Origin of the sequence: Achromobacter agilis, from assembly GCF_900496965.1 — a bacterium.
Lineage (GTDB): Bacteria > Pseudomonadota > Gammaproteobacteria > Burkholderiales > Burkholderiaceae_B > Achromobacter > Achromobacter agilis.
This window is the reverse complement of the sequence record NZ_UFQB01000009.1, coordinates 87314-102316: the sequence shown is the minus strand read 5'-3', so window position 1 is coordinate 102316 and position 15003 is coordinate 87314. Positions and strand designations below refer to the sequence as shown.

Below are 15003 nucleotides of genomic sequence, written 5' to 3'. Positions count from 1 at the left end.
GCGGCTCATGATCGGATTTTAGACGCGCGAACCCGCGCCGGGCGCGCTTTCGCGCCGCAACGGCCCGTTCCAGGCGCGCGCTGTCCACCCCTTGGGACAGCTCGCACCACGCCGGTGCCGCGATTCCCCGCCAGGGTGCCTATAATCCTGCCCGGCCATCAGGTTTCCCCGACTTGTCGCGGGAATGCCCCATGGCATACAACTTGCTTCGCTCGGACTGGCTGCGAATCCGCCCCTTCGGACGGGACGCGCCTCCGTACGCTCCCGTCCAATGACCGATCCCACGCCCTCGTTTCCGACCGCTCGTCCCGGCTTGCCCGCCGGCGGCCGCCATCTGGCGCCGGGCCGCAACAGCGCGCGCGATCGTGTCCCTGGCGGCGCGGCACCCGCCGCGGCGCGCCCGCAACACCCCCGATCCCTTTCCCTCCCCGCGTAGGAGTCACCCGCATGAAAGCCCTGTTCCCCCTGTCCGGCGGCATCGCCCGCCGCGGCCTGCTCAAGCTGGCCGCCGCCGCCGCCGGCGCGCTGCTGTTCTCCGGCGCTGCCCACGCCCAGGCGCCCGCCAAGACCAAGGTCGCCGCCATCTACACGGTGCCGGTCGAACAGCAATGGGTGTCGCGCATCCACAAGGCGCTGACGGCCGCCCGCGATCGCGGCGAGATCGACTACACGTTCTCGGAAAACGTCACCAACGCCGACTACGAGCGTGTGATGCGCCAGTACGCGGAACAGGGCAACAAGCTGGTGGTGGGCGAGGCCTTCGCGGTGGAAGCCGCCGCCCGCAAGGTGGCCAAGGACTACCCGCAGACGGCATTCCTGATGGGTTCGTCCGGCAAGCCCCAGCAGCCCAACTTCTCGGTGTTCGACAACTACATCCAGGAACCCGCCTACCTGACCGGCATGATCGCCGCCGGCATGAGCAAGACCGGCAAGATCGGCCTGGTAGGCGGCTATCCCATCCCTGAAGTGAACCGCCTGATGCAGGCCTTCATCGACGGCGCCAAAGAAGTGAATCCGCAAGCCGAATTCACCGTGACGTTCATCGGCTCCTGGTTCGATCCCCCGAAGGCCAAGGAAGCCGCCTTCGCGATGATCGACAAGGGCGCTGACGTGCTTTACGCCGAGCGTTTCGGCGTCTCGGACGCCGCGAAGGAACGCGGCAAGCTCGCCATCGGCAACGTGATCGACACGCAGCCCCAGTACCCCGAGACCGTGGTGGCCTCGGCCCTGTGGAGCATGGAGCCGACCATCGACGAGGCGCTCAAGCAGGTCAAGGCCGGCACCTTCAAGGCCGACGATTACGGCCAGTATTCGCTGATGAAGCACAAGGGCTCGTCGCTGGCGCCGCTGGGCACGTTCGCGGCCAAGATCCCGGCCGACCTGATCGCCAAGGTGGAAGCCAGGCAGAAGGCCATCCTGGACGGCAGCTTCAGCGTGAAGGTCAACGACAAAGAACCCAAGTCCTCGGCACGATGAACCAAGCGCCTCTCGCCCTGCGACTGACGGGGATCACCAAACGCTTCGGCAGCCTGACGGCCAACGACGGCATATCGCTTACGCTCGCCCAGGGCGAGGTGTTGGCCCTGCTGGGCGAGAACGGCGCCGGCAAATCGACCCTGGTGTCGATCCTGTTCGGCCACTACGTGGCCGACGCCGGAGGCATCGAGGTCTTCGGCAAGCCCCTGCCCGCCGGCCGGCCCGACGCCGCGCTGGCGGCCGGCGTGGGCATGGTGCACCAGCACTTCACGCTGGCGGACAACCTGACCGTGCTGGACAACATCATGGTCGGCACGGAATCCCTGTGGAAGCTGGCGTCAGGCCGCGGCAGGGCGCGCAAGCGCCTGGTCGAGCTGGGCCAGCGTTTCGGCCTGGGCGTGGATCCGGACGCGCGGGTCGGCACGCTGTCCGTCGGCGAGAAACAGCGGGTCGAAATCCTGAAGGCGCTCTACCGCGGCGCCCGCGTGCTGATCCTGGACGAGCCCACCGCCGTGCTCACGCCGCAGGAAGTGCAGGACCTGTTCGCCACCCTGCGCGGCTTCGTCGACGAAGGCCTGGCCGTGATCTTCATTTCGCACAAGCTGGACGAAGTGATGGCCGTGTCGCGCCGCGTGGCCGTGCTGCGCCAGGGCAAGCTGGTCGCCGAACGCGATACCGCCGGCACCAGCCCCGCGGAGCTTGCGGAACTGATGGTGGGCCGCAAGGTCGTCATGCCGCACGCCGAAGCCGTGGCGGCGGCCGAGCGGACCGCGCCCGTCGTCACCCTGTCGCAGGTCTCCGTGCGCGACGGCCGCGACGGCGCGCTGCGCCTGGACGGCCTGGACCTGGTGGTGCATGAACATGAAATCGTCGCCATCGCGGGCGTGGCCGGCAACGGCCAGCAGGCGCTGGTCTCGGTGCTGACCGGGCTGCGCCAGCCGTCCGACGGCACGGTACGCCTGGGCCCCGAGCACGCTGCCGCGCCCACGACGCCGGCCGGCTGGACGGCCGCGCGGGTCGGCCGCATCCCGGAGGACCGCCACGGCGAAGGCATGATCGGCGACAGCCCCTTGTGGGAGAACGCCATCGTCGAAGACCTGAAGGACAAGCGCTTCGCGCGCTACGGCCTGATCCGCGCGCGCGCGGGCAAGGCGTACGCCGCGTCGCTCGCCAAACAGTTCGACGTGCGCGCGGCCTCGCTGGACGTGCGCACGCGCAGCCTGTCCGGCGGCAATATGCAGAAGCTGATCCTGGGCCGCACGCTGGCGCGCGAGCCGCGCTTCATCGTGGCCGACCAACCCACCTGGGGCCTGGACATCGGCGCGGTGGCCTATGTGCGCGAGCAGCTCCTGGCGGCCCGCAAGCGCGGCGCCGGCGTGCTGCTGGTGTCCGAGGACCTGGAAGAGATCTTCGCGCTGGCCGACCGCATCGCCGTGCTGTGCGGCGGCAAGCTGGTCGCCGTCAAACCGGTAGCCGACTGGACGCCCGCCACGGTGGGCCTGGCCATGACGGGCACCCGCGTCTGACGGACCGTCAGCGCCTCTCTATTGAGCATTTTTCGCATGAAACTGATCCTGGAACGCCGCCCCGAGCCCAGCCGGCTGGCGCTGGCCTTGGCCCCCATCGCGGCCATCCTTTTTACCCTGGCGGTCTGCACCCTGCTGGTGGCGTGGGCGGGCGCTCCCGTGGGCCGCACCTACGCGCTGCTGTTCGAAGGCGCGTTCGGCTCGCGCTTCGCCCTGTCCGAAACGCTCACGCGCGCCACGCCGCTGATGCTGACGGGCCTGGCCTGCGCCGTGGCGTTCCGCGCCCGCTTCTACAACATCGGGGCCGAGGGCCAGCTGTATCTGGGCGCGCTGGCGGCGGTCGCCGTGGGCGGCCTGCATGACGGCACGGGCTTCGACCTGCCGGTGCCCGCGCTGTTCGCGGGCATGATGCTGGCCGCCGCGCTCGCGGGCGCCTTGCTGTTGCTCATTCCCGCGCTGCTGAAGACCCGCCTCGGCGTGGACGAAGTGGTCACTACGCTGCTGGGCAACTTCATCGTGCTGCTGTTCGTCTCGATGATGCTGGACGGCCCGATGAAAGACCCGATGGCCATGGGCTGGCCGCAATCCGTGGCGCTCAATGGCGACCTGGAGCTGGGCAAACTGATCGAACGCACGCGCGCCCATACGGGCCTGCTCTGGGCCGCCGGCCTGGCGCTGGGCCTGTGGCTGCTGAACCGCTACACCGTGTTCGGTTTCCAGATGCGCGCTGTGGGCGCCAATGCCCACGCCTCGCGTTTCCTGGGGCTGCCCGTGAACCGCGTCATGCTGGGCACCGCCATGCTGTCCGGCGCGCTGGCCGGCCTGGCGGGCGCGATCGAGGTGGCGGGCCGCACCAGCTACGTCACCCTGGACATGTCGCCGGGCTATGGCTACACGGGCGTCGTGGTCGCCATGCTGGCGGGCCTGCACCCGCTGGGCGTGATCCTGGCCAGCCTCTTCGTCGCCGGCATGCTGGTGGGCGCGGACAGCATGAGCCGCGCCATCGCCGTCCCGAACTACATCGCCGACGTCATCGTCGCCACCTCGTTGCTCGCCATGCTGGTCGCGACGTTATTCGCGCAGTACCGCCTGCGCAGCCAGGCCTGAGGAGCGCGCCATGGAATGGATGGATCTGATGAGTTCCCCGGCCTTCTGGGTCGCCGTGCTGCGCCTGGCCACGCCGCTGATACTGGGGACGCTGGGCGTGCTGCTGTGCGAACGCGCCGGCGTCCTCAACCTGGGCATCGAAGGCATCATGGTGGCCGGCGCCTTCACGGGCTGGCTGGCGGTGTACCTGGGTGCGCCGCTCTACGTGGGCGTGCTGGCCGCGGCCCTCGCGGGCGCCGTCTTCGGCCTGTTGCACGCGGTGCTGACCGTGCCGCTGGGCCTGTCGCAACACGTTTCCGGCCTGGGCGTAACCCTGCTGGCCACCAGCCTCAGCTATTTCGCGTACCGCGTCACCTTCCCCAGCGTAAATACGCCGCCCACGATCACCCCGTTCGCCGAAATGAAGTTCCTGGACGGCATTCCGCTCATTGGACCGGTGCTGGCGGGGCAGACGCCCATGACGCTGATCGCGCTGGCCGCCGTGCCGATACTCGCCTGGGTGCTGAACCGCACGCCGGTCGGCCTGGCGATCCGCATGGTGGGCGAGAATCCGGCGGCCGCCGAAGGACAGGGCCTGTCGGTGACGCGCCTGCGCATGAGCGCCATCGTGGCCGGCTCGGCGCTGATGGGCGTGGCCGGCAGCTTCCTGACGCTGGCCGCGTTCAACGCCTTCTTCTTCAACATGGTCAACGGCCGCGGCTGGGTCTGCGTGGCGCTGGTGGTGTTCGCGTCGTGGCGCCCCGGCAAGGCGCTGCTGGGCGCCCTGATATTCGCTTTCTTCGACGCCTTGCAGCTGCGCATGCAGCAGGGCGGCGCGGCCTTGCCCGGCTTGCCCGAACTGCCGTACCAGGTCTATCTGATGCTGCCCTATATCCTGTCCATTCTCGCCCTGGTGGTGATGGCGCGCCGCGCCGCCTACCCGCAGGCCCTGATGAAGCCCTATCGCAAGGGTGAACGGTAGGGTCCCCCGAAGCGCTGCGCGCTCCCCCTCAAGGGGGCGTCGCGACGGACCGGCGGAGCCGGCTCCGTGCAACCCCGATTGTGGGGCACCTGTTTAATGCCGCCGAGGGCTTGCGCATTACCATGAACGACTGAAAATTTTTCCACAGAGAACTCCATGCTCGATCTGATCCTTAGAAACTGTGCGTTGCCGGACGGCCGCCACAACATCGACATCGGCATCGCCGGCGGCCGCATCGCGGCCTTGGAGCCGGCGCTGAAGGCCGAGGCCGCACAAACGGTGGACGCGGGCGGCCAGCTGGTGTCGCCGCCCTTCGTGGACGCCCACTTCCACATGGATTCCACGCTGTCCTTCGGCCTGCCGCGCGTGAACCAGTCGGGCACGCTGCTGGAAGGCATTGCGCTGTGGGGCGAGCTCAAGCCGCTGCTGACCCAGGAGGCGCTGGTGGAACGCGCGCTGGCGTACTGCGACTGGGCCGCCGCAAAGGGCCTGCTGGCGATCCGCTCGCACGTCGATGTGTGCGACCCGCGCCTGCTGGCCGTGGAAGCGCTGCTGCACGTGCGCGAACGCGTCAAACCCTACCTGGATCTGCAGCTGGTCGCGTTCCCGCAGGACGGCGTGCTGCGCGCGCCCGGCGCGCTGGACAACCTGAAGCGAGCGCTGGACATGGGCGTGGACGTGGTGGGCGGCATTCCCCACTTCGAACGCACCATGCAGGACGGCGCCGAATCCGTGCGCATTCTGTGCGAACTGGCGGCCGAACGCGGCCTGCGCGTGGACATGCACTGCGACGAAAGCGACGATCCGCTGTCACGCCATATCGAAACGCTGGCCTACCACACGCAACGCCTCGGGCTGCAGGGCCGCGTCACGGGCTCGCACCTGACGTCCATGCATTCCATGGACAACTACTACGTGTCCAAACTGATTCCGCTGATGCGCGAGGCCGGCGTGGCCGCGATCGCCAATCCGCTGATCAACATCACGCTGCAGGGCCGCCACGACACGTATCCGAAGCGCCGCGGCATGACGCGCGTGCCGGAACTGCTGGCCGCCGGCGTGCCGGTGGCCTTTGGTCATGATTGCGTGATGGACCCCTGGTACAGCCTGGGCTCCGGCGACATGCTGGAGGTGGCGCACATGGGCCTGCACGTCGCCCAGATGACGGGCCAGGACGCCATGCGCGCCTGTTTCGAGGCGGTGACCGCCACGCCCGCGCAGATCCTCGGGTTGGACGAAACGGGGCTGGCGGTCGGCAAGCGCGCCGACCTGGTGCTGCTGCAGGCGCGCGACCCGGTCGAGGCGCTGCGCCTGCGCGCCACCCGCCTGATGGTGATGCGCGGCGGCAACGTGATCGCGACCACGCCGCCCGCCACCGCCACCCTGAACCTGCCCGGACGCCCCGGCCAGGTCAGCTTTCAGACACCGGCCCGCTGACGAACCCGGGCCGCCGCGCCGCGGTCACGATGATCTCGACCAGCAGTTCCGGCGCGGCGAGCTTGGCCTCGCAGGTGGCGCGGGTGGGCATGGCGTTGGGCAATGCCCACTCCGCCCACACGGCGTTCATGCCGGCGAAGTCGCGGTCGATGTCCTTCAGCCAGATCTGCACGGACAGCAGGCGCGATTTGTCCGTGCCGGCCTGCGCCAGATAGCCGTCTATCTTTGCCAGCGCGTCGCGCGTCTGCTCGGCGATGCCGCCGGCCGCCGATGACGTTACGCCCGCCACGTACACCGTGTCGCCGTGGATCACGATGCGGCTGAGGCGCTGGTTGGAATCCTTGCGCACGATATCAGTCATTGGTCTTGCTCCTTTGGGGATGAATCCGGCCCCGATGAGGGGTCCGTAAAACGTTCAATCCTGAACGGCGCGATCGGCAGGCCGGTCGCGCCGGTCGTGATCAGGTCGGCCATGATGCGGCCCACGATAGGACCCAGTTCGAAGCCGTGGGCCGAAAATCCAAAAGCATGGAAGGCGGTCTCGTGGCGGCTGCTGCGACCGATGACGGGAATCTCGTCCGGCATGGCCGCCTCGATGCCTGCCCAGCCCCGGTTCACCACCGCGTCCCGCATGTGCGGAAACAGGTCGCACACCGTGCGCGCGCCTTCGGCCAGCGAACGGAAATCCAGCTCGGTCCATTCCGCGTCGCGGTCCACCCAGGCCCGCCGCCCGCCGCCGATCAGCACCGTGCCGTTCGAGCGCTGCTTGAACGACAGCGCGCGGCCCGTACCCAGCACCACCGGATCCAGGAAATGGTCCATGCGCAGCGTTACGAGCATCATGGGGCTGATCGCGGTCAGCGGCACCGGTTCGCCCCATTGCGCCGCGATGCGATCGGCCCAGGCGCCCGCGCAGTTCAGCACCTGCGGCGCCGTATACGTGCCGGCGTCCGTCTCCACGCGCCACTGTCCGTCGCGGCGCGTCACCGCAAGCACGCGCACGCCTTCCAGGAAGCGGGCCCCCAGGCTGGCCGCCTTCATGCGGAAAGCCAGGGTGCTGCGGTAGGGGTCCGCGGCGGCATCCTCGCGCGCGATCAGCCCGCCTTGCACCGTGGGCGCCAGCGCCGGAATCAGCGTCCGCAGGTCTTCTGGACTTATCCACTGCTCGTGGGTGTAGCCGTGGTCTGTCATGGTTTGCAGGCGGGCGCGCAGCAGGGCGGCATCCTCGGCGTTCTCCGCCACGCGCACCTGGCCGTGCTGCTCGAAGCCGCAATCATCGTCCACCAGCTCGCCGATGCGGTACCAGAGCTCGCGCGAGGCCAGGGCCAGCGGCACCTCGGCCAGATGCCGCGACAGGGTGCGCACGCCGCCCGCGTTCACGCCCGAGGCGTGACGGCCCACGTAGTTTTTCTCGATCACCAGCGCCCGCACGCCCGCGCGCGCCAGATGCAGCGCCGCCGAACTGCCGTGCAGCCCCCCGCCGATGATGATGACTTCCGCCGACCGCGTGGCACCGGTCATGTCTATTCCCTTTTTCAAGTACTCGCCCCAGGAGCGCAGTTCACAGCGGGGACGCCGAAGATCCGGCTCCGCCGGTCTTCAGGCGTCGCCCCCTCGAGGGGGCGCGCGCAGCGCTTAGGGGGTGGGTTTACCTCTTCAGGCGGACAACGGCTTGCCGGGAATCGTCCGTCTGCGGCAGCGATGCAAGCTCTCCCAGGGTCAGCGGCTTGGTCGGGAACCGCAGGCGGTAATAACCCACCTCCTGCATCGGCACGCCCCGCTCCTCGGCGATGATCTCCGACACCGTCAGCCCGCAGAACCGGCCCTGGCAGGGGCCCATGCCGCAACGCAGGAAGGCCTTCATCTGGTTGGGCCCGCTGCATCCCAGCTTGACGGTGTCGCGCACCTGCGCCGCGGTGACTTCTTCGCAGCGGCATACGATGGTGTCGCCGGTGGGTCGCCGGAAGGCATCGGGCGCCCTGTACAGGGTGTCGAAGAACTCGCGGCCGCGCACGGCCCGGGCCAGCGCGCCGCGGGGCGCCGCGGCCTCGCGGTCGCGCGCGGCCACATCGATACGGCCCAGCAGATGGGCCGCCTGCAAGGCCGCCAGGCGGCCGCGATGCTCGGCTGCCAGCGCGCCCGCGATGCCCGCGCCGTCGCCCGCCATGCCGATGCCGTCCACCGAGGTCAGGCCCCATTCGTCGGCCTGCGGCTCCCAGCAGTCCAGCGCCGCGTTCCAGCGGTGCTCCGCCCCCACCGCGCGCGACAGGTTCACATTGGGCACCACGCCCTGATGCAGCATCAGCTGTTCCGCGGGCAGCGTCCTGGTGACCCCGCCGGCCGTGTAGCGCACGCTTTGCAGCTTGCCCTCGCCGATCGCCTCCAGTGCCGTCACGCCGCGCGTGATCGGCACCGCATTCTTGACCGCGCGCAACAGCTTCAAGCCCTTGCCCAGGTAGGGCGAGCGCAGGAAACCCCAGATCTTGGGCAGAGCCTGGCTGATGCGTCCCGGCGGCGTGGTTTCGAGCAGGGCGTCGATCTTCACCCCCGCGTTCAGGTATTGCCAGGCCACCAGGTACAGCAACGGACCGCTGCCGGCCAGCACCGTGCGGTCGGCGGGCACGACGCCCGCGGACTTCAGCAGGATCTGCGCGGCGCCCGCGGTAATGACCCCGGGCAGGGTCCAGCCCGGAATCGGAAAGGGGCGCTCCTGGGCGCCGGTGGCCAGCAGCAGCCGGCGCGCGTGCACGATGCGCGCCTCGCCCGCCACCGAGTAAGCCACCTCGAAGCCCTTCTCCGGTTCCGGCGCGGTGCGCTCGGCCACCGCCCACACGGTGGCGCCCGGCACGTAGCGCGCGCCGGATTGCTGAAAGGGCGCCACCAGCGACGCGCCGTGCCAGTAGTCCTGGCCGAGGATGTTCCGGTCCGTCACGGGCGTGGTCGTGATGGCGCGATAGATCTGGCCGCCCGGCGCCGGTTGTTCGTCCAGCAGCACCGTGTCCACGCCCAGCTTAGCGGCCAGCGTCGCCGCCGCCAGTCCCGCCGGGCCCGCGCCCACCACCAGCAAATCGCATTGCGTCGTATCGATCATGCCTGCACCTTGCGCGCGCCCAGCTGGCGCTCGATCTTCATTCCCTCGCGCACGGCCGTCATGCAGCCCTGCTGGTTCGCCTGGCCGTCGATGGTGACCAGGCAGTCGTAGCACACGCCCATCATGCAATAGGGCCCGCGCGGCACCTCGTTCACAGCGGTGTCGCGACAGGCCTGCACGCCGCCGGCGAACAACGCCGCGGCCACGCTGTCGCCCTGGCGGCATTGCAGTTCGGCCCCGTTGACCGTTACGCGCACCGGCGCGCCCTGCGCCTGGCGCTGCGCTTCGTCAAGCCTCTTGAACATGGAACCTCCGGGTCGAGAAGGGCGCCATGTCGTCGGCCAGCGAGCCGGCGGCGATCATGGGCGCCAGATTGAGCGCGTGCGCGGCGGCCAGCGTCACGCCGCTATGGCAGGTGGCGACGAATGCCTCCGGGCACGTTTCGGATTGCTGATAGATGGGAAAACCGTCCTTGGACATCACGCGCAGCGCCGCCCAGCTGCGCACGACGCGCACGTCGCGCAGCGCGGGCAGGGTGCGCACGGCGCGGTCGGCCAGCGTGCCCAGGATGGGCAGGCCGACCTGGTTGTCCGCATAACCCGCCTCTTCTTGCGAATCGCCAATCAGCCAGGTGCCTTCGTCGGTCTGGCGCAGGGTAGACAGCGGCGTCTCGAGCATGCGGCGCGTGCGCTCCAGCACCACGATCTGGCCGCGCTGCGGGCGTACTGGCACGTCCAGGCCGACCTGGGCGCCAAGCGCCTTGTTCGACAGGCCCGAGGCCAGCACGAGCTTGCGCGTGCGCACGGTGCCGGCGGGCGTGTCGATTTCGAACACCCCATCGCGCTGACGGATGCGCTGCGCCGGACGGCGCGGCAGGTAATCCACAACCCGCTGTGCAAAACTCGTGTGCAGCGCGCGCAGCAGCTTCAAGGGATTGGCGATGCCGTCCACCGGCGTCCAGGTGGCGCCGCGCACGTCCGGGCCGATTCCCGGCACCAGATCGGCGACCTCCGCCCGATCGAGCAGCTTCCAGTCGTATTTCGCCATGCCCGGCTGCGCCAGCAGGGTCTGCATGAACTTGACGCGGGCCTCCAGCTCTTCTTCGCTCAGCAGCGCATGCAGGCCCCCGCGCTGTTCCAGGTGCACATCCACGCCGGTCTCGTCGAGCAGCTGCGCGGCAAGCCGGGGCCAGCCCGACGCCGAGGTCATGGTCCATACACCATAGCGCGGCAGGCCCATGCCCTTGCTCTGCACCCACACCAGCCCGAAGTTGCCGCGCGAGGCCCGATACGCCACGTCGCCTTCGTCCAGCACGGCCACGTGGTCCAGCTCGCGCCGCAGGCCATAGGCAATGGCCGACCCGACCAGCCCGCCGCCGATCACCGCCGCGTCGTATATCCCGCGATGCGCGGGCGCGCGCGGCGCCAGTTCTTTCTCGTCCGTCATTAGCGTCCCTTTCCTACAAACAGCTTCTCCAGGCCGACCACACGGTCCAGGATGAATATGGCGATGATCGTCACGTAGATCAGCACGGCCGACACCGCGGTCACCAGCGGGTCGATCGTGTCTTCGATATGCAGGAAGATGCGCACCGGCAGCGTGGTCGTGGACGGCGATGCAATGAAGATGGACATGGTCAGTTCATCGAAGCTCGTGATGAACGCGATCACCCAGCCGCTGACGACGCCGGGCAGCAGCAACGGCAGCACCACGCGCCGGAACGCCGTCCAGTTGGACGCGCCCAGCGATTGCGCGGCGCGTTCCAGCGCCGGGTCGATGCCCGTGGCCGACGCCAGCACCAGGCGCAGCGCGTAAGGCATGACCAGGATCACGTGCGCCACGACCAGGCCCACATAGGTGCCCGCCAGGTCCACCGTCGTGAAGAACTTCAGGAAGGCCAGGCCCAGCACCACATGCGGAATCATCAGCGGCGACAGGAAGAACGCCACCAGCGCCTCGCGGCCGCGGAAGCGGTTGCGGGCCAGCGCCAGCGCGCTGGGCACCGCTAGCACGATCGCCAGGCTGGCCGACAGCGTACCCAGGCCCAGGCTGAACCAGAACGCTTCGATGAAGCGCGGGTTGTCCAGGATGGCCCGGAACCAGCGCAGGGACAGGCCGCCCGAAGGCAGGGAGATAAACCCTTCCGACGTGAACGCCACCGCGCAGACCATGACGATGGGCGCCAGGATGAAGAGGATGAACAGCGTGTGGAACAGCAGGCCGATGGGGCCGTTCTTGAATTGCATGTCAGCCTCCCGCCTGATTGAAGACCGCGCCGTACTTGCGCTCGATGATCCGGTTGGCCGACAGCAGCACCACGACCGTCGCCAGCAGCAGCACCACGGCCAGCGCCGCGCCCAGCGGCCAGTTCAGCGTATTCAGGAATTCGTCGTAGGCGGCGGTGGCCACGTTCTTCAGGCGGCGCCCGCCGATGATGGCCGGCGTGGCGAACGAGCTAGCCGCCATCGCAAACACCATGATCGCGCCCGACAGGATGCCCGGCATGACCTGCGGGATGACGACCCGGCGGATCACGGTGAACTGCGTTGCGCCCAGCGACAGGGCCGCGGCCTCGGTCGACGGGTTGATCCGCTGCAGCGAGGCCCATACGGAGATGACCATGAAGGGCACCAGAACATGCGTGAGCGCGATGGCCACGCCCAGGTTGCTGTACATCAGGTCCACCGGCGTGGAGATAAGCCCGATGCCCATCAGCGCCTTGTTGATCAGCCCGGTGGAGCCGAACAGCAGCGCCCAGCCCAGCGTGCGCACGACGACCGAGATCAGCAGCGGCCCCAGTACCACCATCAGGAACAGCCCCTTCCACGGGTTTGCCATGCGCGACAGCACATAGGCCTCTGCCGTTCCCAGCACCAGGCAGGCCAGCGTCACGGCGGCGGCCACGCCGAAGGTGCGGGCGTAGATCTCGTAGTAGTAGCCGTCGGACAGAATCTCGAAATAGTTTTTCCAGGTAAACGTGGCCTGCATGCCGCCGTAGAACTGGAAGTCGAAGAAGCTGATCAGGATCACCAGCGCCATCGGCACCACGAGAAAGGTTGCGTACACGGCCAGCGCTGGGGTGCTCAGCACCCAGGGATTGACGCGCGCGCTCATGATGGCCGGCCTTGCGGCGGCGTGGCCACCACGCACATGTCCTGCGCGCGCCAGCGCAGATGCACGGTCTCGCCTTCGGCCGGCACGGGCACGCCGTCGTTCTGGCGGATCACCATCACCTCGCCTACCGAGGTCTCCACCTGGCACAGCCAGTGGTTGCCCTGGAAAACGCGGGTCTTCATGCGGCCGGGCAGCGCACAGGCCGCGGGCTCGGAAAACAGGATCTTCTCGGGGCGCACGATCACCGCGCCCTGCGGCACGGGGGCCCCATCCATCGAGACGTGCGCCTCGCCGATGCGGGCCCGCGTTTCGCCGCCGTATTGCTCGGCCCGCGGCGTAAATACATTGGCCTTGCCGAGGAAGCCGCCCACGAACTGGCTGGCGGGCCCTTCATATGCCTGGAACGGTTCGGCCACCTGTTCCACTCGCCCCTGGTTCATCACCACGATCCGGTCCGACAGCGCCAGCGCTTCGGACTGGTCGTGCGTGACCAGGATGGTGGTGGTGCCCACCGTGCGCTGGATGCTGCGCAGCTCCAGCTGCATTTCCTCGCGCAGCTTGGCGTCCAGGTTGGACAGCGGCTCGTCCAGCAGCAGCACGCTGGGCCGGATAACCAGCGCGCGCGCCAGCGCCACGCGCTGCTGCTGGCCGCCCGACATGCGGGCGGGATGGCGGTCGGCCAGATGCGCCAGGCCTACCAGCTTGAGCGCATCGGCCACGCGCGCCTGGCGCTCGTCCTTCCTGACCCGCTGCATCTCCAGCCCGAACGACACGTTCTCCGCCGCGGTCATGTGCGGGAACAGGGCATAGTTCTGGAACACCATGCCCAGGCCCCGCTTGTTGGCCGGCACTTTGCTGACGTCCTTGCCGTCCAGCACGATGCTTCCGCCCGAGGGCTCCACAAAGCCGGCGATCATCTGCAGGGTGGTCGTCTTGCCGCAGCCGGACGGCCCCAGCAGCGAAATGAATTCGCCCCGGTTTACGGACAGGCTCAGGTCCTGCACGGCGGCGGTATCGCCGTAACGCTTGCTCAGGCCGTTCAAAACTAGGTAGGTCATGGCTGGTTGTCCTCAGCGCTCGATTTCCCGCGTCCAGCGCTTGTTCCAGTCATCGCGGTTCTGGTTGACCGTGTCCCAATCGATCACGATCAGGTCGGCCGCGCGCTTGCCGATCGGCAGCGGCACGCGGGGGTCGTCCGTGACCTTGGCCTTCTTGTTGACCGGGCCATAGCCGTAGGCGGACGCCAGCTTCTCCTGCACCTCGGGCGAGACCAGGTACTGCACGAAGGCCTGGGCAAGGGGATTGGCGTTGGCCTTGGCCACCGGACACACCGACGACAGCAGCGCGTACGCGCCTTCCTGCGGATACACAAAGCCCACCGGGAAGCCGGTGTCGGCAAACGCCTTCACGCGGCCGCTGCCCCAGACCGAGATCACCGCCTGGCCGCTGGAGAACAGTTCTGTCATTTTGCCCGGCGACGGCTCATAGACCAGCACGTTGGGGCCCACTTCGTTCTTGAAGGTGGCGAAGCCGGGTTCGATCTTCTTTTCGCCGCCGCCGCCTTCGCGCGCATACTCCACCAGCGCGTGCAGGCCGTAGGTGTTGTTCAGCGGCGGAATCACCAGCTGCTTTTTGTATTTGGGATCCTTCAGGTCCTTCCACGAAACAGGCGGCGCCCATTTCTTTTCGTCGAAGACCTTCTTGTTGTACATGATGCCGGTGGCCACGATGCCGATGGCCACCGCTTTGTCGTCCTTGTAGCGGGCCGTGCCGTAGATATCGTCGGCCGGCAGGCCTTTGATGGGTTCGCAAAAGCCCAGCGCGATGGCCTGGTACATGGGGCCGTCATCGATGATGGCCACGTCGATCTGCTGATTGCTCTTCTGCGCCTGCAGGCGCGCCACCGTGTTGGTGGAGTTGCCCGCCACATAGTCCAGCTCGACGCCATGCTGCTTGGCGAAAGGCGGGAAGATGTCTTTGCGCATGATGTCTTCGAACGAGCCGCCGTATCCGGCCACCACCAGTTTCTGCGCCGCCGCATTGGCGGTGAGTCCGGCGGCCACCGTTGCCGCCGCGAGCACTGCAAGTACCTTGCCCATGAGAACCCCCGAGTATTGGAAGAGAACTGCAAGAACTGCCGAATGCCGCCAGGGACACGGGAGGGTCGCGCGATCGGGCGCAATGCAAAAAAGACCGCTTCCCACGTTCCTGGACTTCATGTCCGCCGTACAATTTGTCCGTACATGAATGTCCGGACAAATAATGAATCTCACGAGATGCCCTTGTCAATG

Annotated in this window: 14 protein-coding genes; 5 read left to right on the top strand and 9 right to left on the bottom strand. The window is 68.2% G+C overall.

The annotated features are described in order from the left end of the window. Positions 1-447: 447 nt before the first annotated feature. The 5 genes from AGI3411_RS13025 (at position 448) to AGI3411_RS13005 (ending at position 6507) form a co-directional block, all read left to right on the top strand. A complete protein-coding gene (locus AGI3411_RS13025) occupies positions 448-1476 on the top strand; it encodes a BMP family protein (RefSeq protein WP_129527791.1) in 1029 nt (342 codons plus the stop codon). Continuing rightward, positions 1473-3002 carry an ABC transporter ATP-binding protein gene (locus AGI3411_RS13020; protein WP_129527790.1) on the top strand — a complete coding sequence of 510 codons (1530 nt, stop codon included), beginning with the start codon at positions 1473-1475 and terminating at the stop codon, positions 3000-3002. The genes AGI3411_RS13025 and AGI3411_RS13020 overlap by 4 nt, the downstream gene beginning before the upstream one ends. A gap of 36 nt (positions 3003-3038) precedes the next feature. After that, a complete protein-coding gene (locus tag AGI3411_RS13015) occupies positions 3039-4109 on the top strand; it encodes an ABC transporter permease (protein ID WP_129527789.1) in 1071 nt (356 codons plus the stop codon). A gap of 10 nt (positions 4110-4119) precedes the next feature. Then, positions 4120-5070, top strand: coding sequence for an ABC transporter permease (locus AGI3411_RS13010; protein WP_129527788.1), 951 nt, complete (start codon positions 4120-4122; stop codon positions 5068-5070). 156 nt (positions 5071-5226) lie between these two features. Next, on the top strand, positions 5227-6507 hold the full coding sequence (locus AGI3411_RS13005; RefSeq protein WP_129527787.1) for an amidohydrolase family protein: 1281 nt from the start codon (positions 5227-5229) through the stop codon (positions 6505-6507). On the opposite strand, the gene AGI3411_RS13000 is transcribed toward AGI3411_RS13005, so the two are convergent. The 9 genes from AGI3411_RS13000 to AGI3411_RS12960 all read right to left on the bottom strand — a co-directional run bounded on the left by AGI3411_RS13000 (position 6482) and on the right by AGI3411_RS12960 (position 14811). After that, positions 6482-6868 (bottom strand): RidA family protein, encoded by a 387-nt coding sequence (locus tag AGI3411_RS13000; protein ID WP_129527786.1) that lies wholly within the window; start codon positions 6866-6868, stop codon positions 6482-6484. The two genes, AGI3411_RS13005 and AGI3411_RS13000, sit on opposite strands and share 26 nt — an antisense overlap. Continuing rightward, on the bottom strand, positions 6865-8028 hold the full coding sequence (locus AGI3411_RS12995; RefSeq protein WP_129527785.1) for an NAD(P)/FAD-dependent oxidoreductase: 1164 nt from the start codon (positions 8026-8028) through the stop codon (positions 6865-6867). The genes AGI3411_RS13000 and AGI3411_RS12995 overlap by 4 nt, the downstream gene beginning before the upstream one ends. Positions 8029-8155: 127 nt before the next feature. After that, entirely contained in the window at positions 8156-9598 is a 1443-nt protein-coding gene (locus tag AGI3411_RS12990) for an FAD/NAD(P)-dependent oxidoreductase (protein ID WP_129527784.1), read from the bottom strand. Continuing rightward, positions 9595-9903 (bottom strand): (2Fe-2S)-binding protein, encoded by a 309-nt coding sequence (locus tag AGI3411_RS12985; protein ID WP_129527783.1) that lies wholly within the window; start codon positions 9901-9903, stop codon positions 9595-9597. The genes AGI3411_RS12990 and AGI3411_RS12985 overlap by 4 nt, the downstream gene beginning before the upstream one ends. Then, positions 9887-11044, bottom strand: coding sequence for an NAD(P)/FAD-dependent oxidoreductase (locus AGI3411_RS12980; protein ID WP_165359162.1), 1158 nt, complete (start codon positions 11042-11044; stop codon positions 9887-9889). Before AGI3411_RS12980 ends, AGI3411_RS12985 begins: the two co-directional genes overlap by 17 nt. After that, positions 11044-11844 (bottom strand): ABC transporter permease, encoded by an 801-nt coding sequence (locus tag AGI3411_RS12975; protein WP_129527782.1) that lies wholly within the window; start codon positions 11842-11844, stop codon positions 11044-11046. The genes AGI3411_RS12980 and AGI3411_RS12975 overlap by 1 nt, the downstream gene beginning before the upstream one ends. 1 nt (position 11845) lies before the next feature. Next, positions 11846-12712, bottom strand: a complete 867-nt coding sequence (locus AGI3411_RS12970) for an ABC transporter permease (protein WP_129527781.1) — start codon at positions 12710-12712, stop codon at positions 11846-11848. Further along, a complete protein-coding gene (locus AGI3411_RS12965; protein ID WP_129527780.1) occupies positions 12709-13770 on the bottom strand; it encodes an ABC transporter ATP-binding protein in 1062 nt (353 codons plus the stop codon). Before AGI3411_RS12965 ends, AGI3411_RS12970 begins: the two co-directional genes overlap by 4 nt. A 12-nt stretch (positions 13771-13782) precedes the next feature. Then, positions 13783-14811: an ABC transporter substrate-binding protein gene (locus tag AGI3411_RS12960; protein WP_129527779.1), complete on the bottom strand. Its 1029-nt coding sequence runs from the start codon at positions 14809-14811 to the stop codon at positions 13783-13785. Positions 14812-15003 lie beyond the last annotated feature (192 nt).

What these genes read in the sequence shown, in the direction of transcription:
- AGI3411_RS13015 (WP_129527789.1), top strand. Translation starts at nt 3,039, where the DNA reads ATGAAACTGATCCTGGAACGCCGCCCCGAGCCCAGCCGGCTGGCGCTG.
- AGI3411_RS13025 (WP_129527791.1), top strand. Translation starts at nt 448, where the DNA reads ATGAAAGCCCTGTTCCCCCTGTCCGGCGGCATCGCCCGCCGCGGCCTG.
- AGI3411_RS12960 (WP_129527779.1), bottom strand. Translation starts at nt 14,811, where the DNA reads ATGGGCAAGGTACTTGCAGTGCTCGCGGCGGCAACGGTGGCCGCCGGA.
- AGI3411_RS13005 (WP_129527787.1), top strand. Translation starts at nt 5,227, where the DNA reads ATGCTCGATCTGATCCTTAGAAACTGTGCGTTGCCGGACGGCCGCCAC.
- AGI3411_RS12985 (WP_129527783.1), bottom strand. Translation starts at nt 9,903, where the DNA reads ATGTTCAAGAGGCTTGACGAAGCGCAGCGCCAGGCGCAGGGCGCGCCG.
- AGI3411_RS13010 (WP_129527788.1), top strand. Translation starts at nt 4,120, where the DNA reads ATGGAATGGATGGATCTGATGAGTTCCCCGGCCTTCTGGGTCGCCGTG.
- AGI3411_RS12990 (WP_129527784.1), bottom strand. Translation starts at nt 9,598, where the DNA reads ATGATCGATACGACGCAATGCGATTTGCTGGTGGTGGGCGCGGGCCCG.
- AGI3411_RS12975 (WP_129527782.1), bottom strand. Translation starts at nt 11,844, where the DNA reads ATGCAATTCAAGAACGGCCCCATCGGCCTGCTGTTCCACACGCTGTTC.
- AGI3411_RS12970 (WP_129527781.1), bottom strand. Translation starts at nt 12,712, where the DNA reads ATGAGCGCGCGCGTCAATCCCTGGGTGCTGAGCACCCCAGCGCTGGCC.
- AGI3411_RS13000 (WP_129527786.1), bottom strand. Translation starts at nt 6,868, where the DNA reads ATGACTGATATCGTGCGCAAGGATTCCAACCAGCGCCTCAGCCGCATC.
- AGI3411_RS12995 (WP_129527785.1), bottom strand. Translation starts at nt 8,028, where the DNA reads ATGACCGGTGCCACGCGGTCGGCGGAAGTCATCATCATCGGCGGGGGG.
- AGI3411_RS13020 (WP_129527790.1), top strand. Translation starts at nt 1,473, where the DNA reads ATGAACCAAGCGCCTCTCGCCCTGCGACTGACGGGGATCACCAAACGC.
- AGI3411_RS12980 (WP_165359162.1), bottom strand. Translation starts at nt 11,044, where the DNA reads ATGACGGACGAGAAAGAACTGGCGCCGCGCGCGCCCGCGCATCGCGGG.
- AGI3411_RS12965 (WP_129527780.1), bottom strand. Translation starts at nt 13,770, where the DNA reads ATGACCTACCTAGTTTTGAACGGCCTGAGCAAGCGTTACGGCGATACC.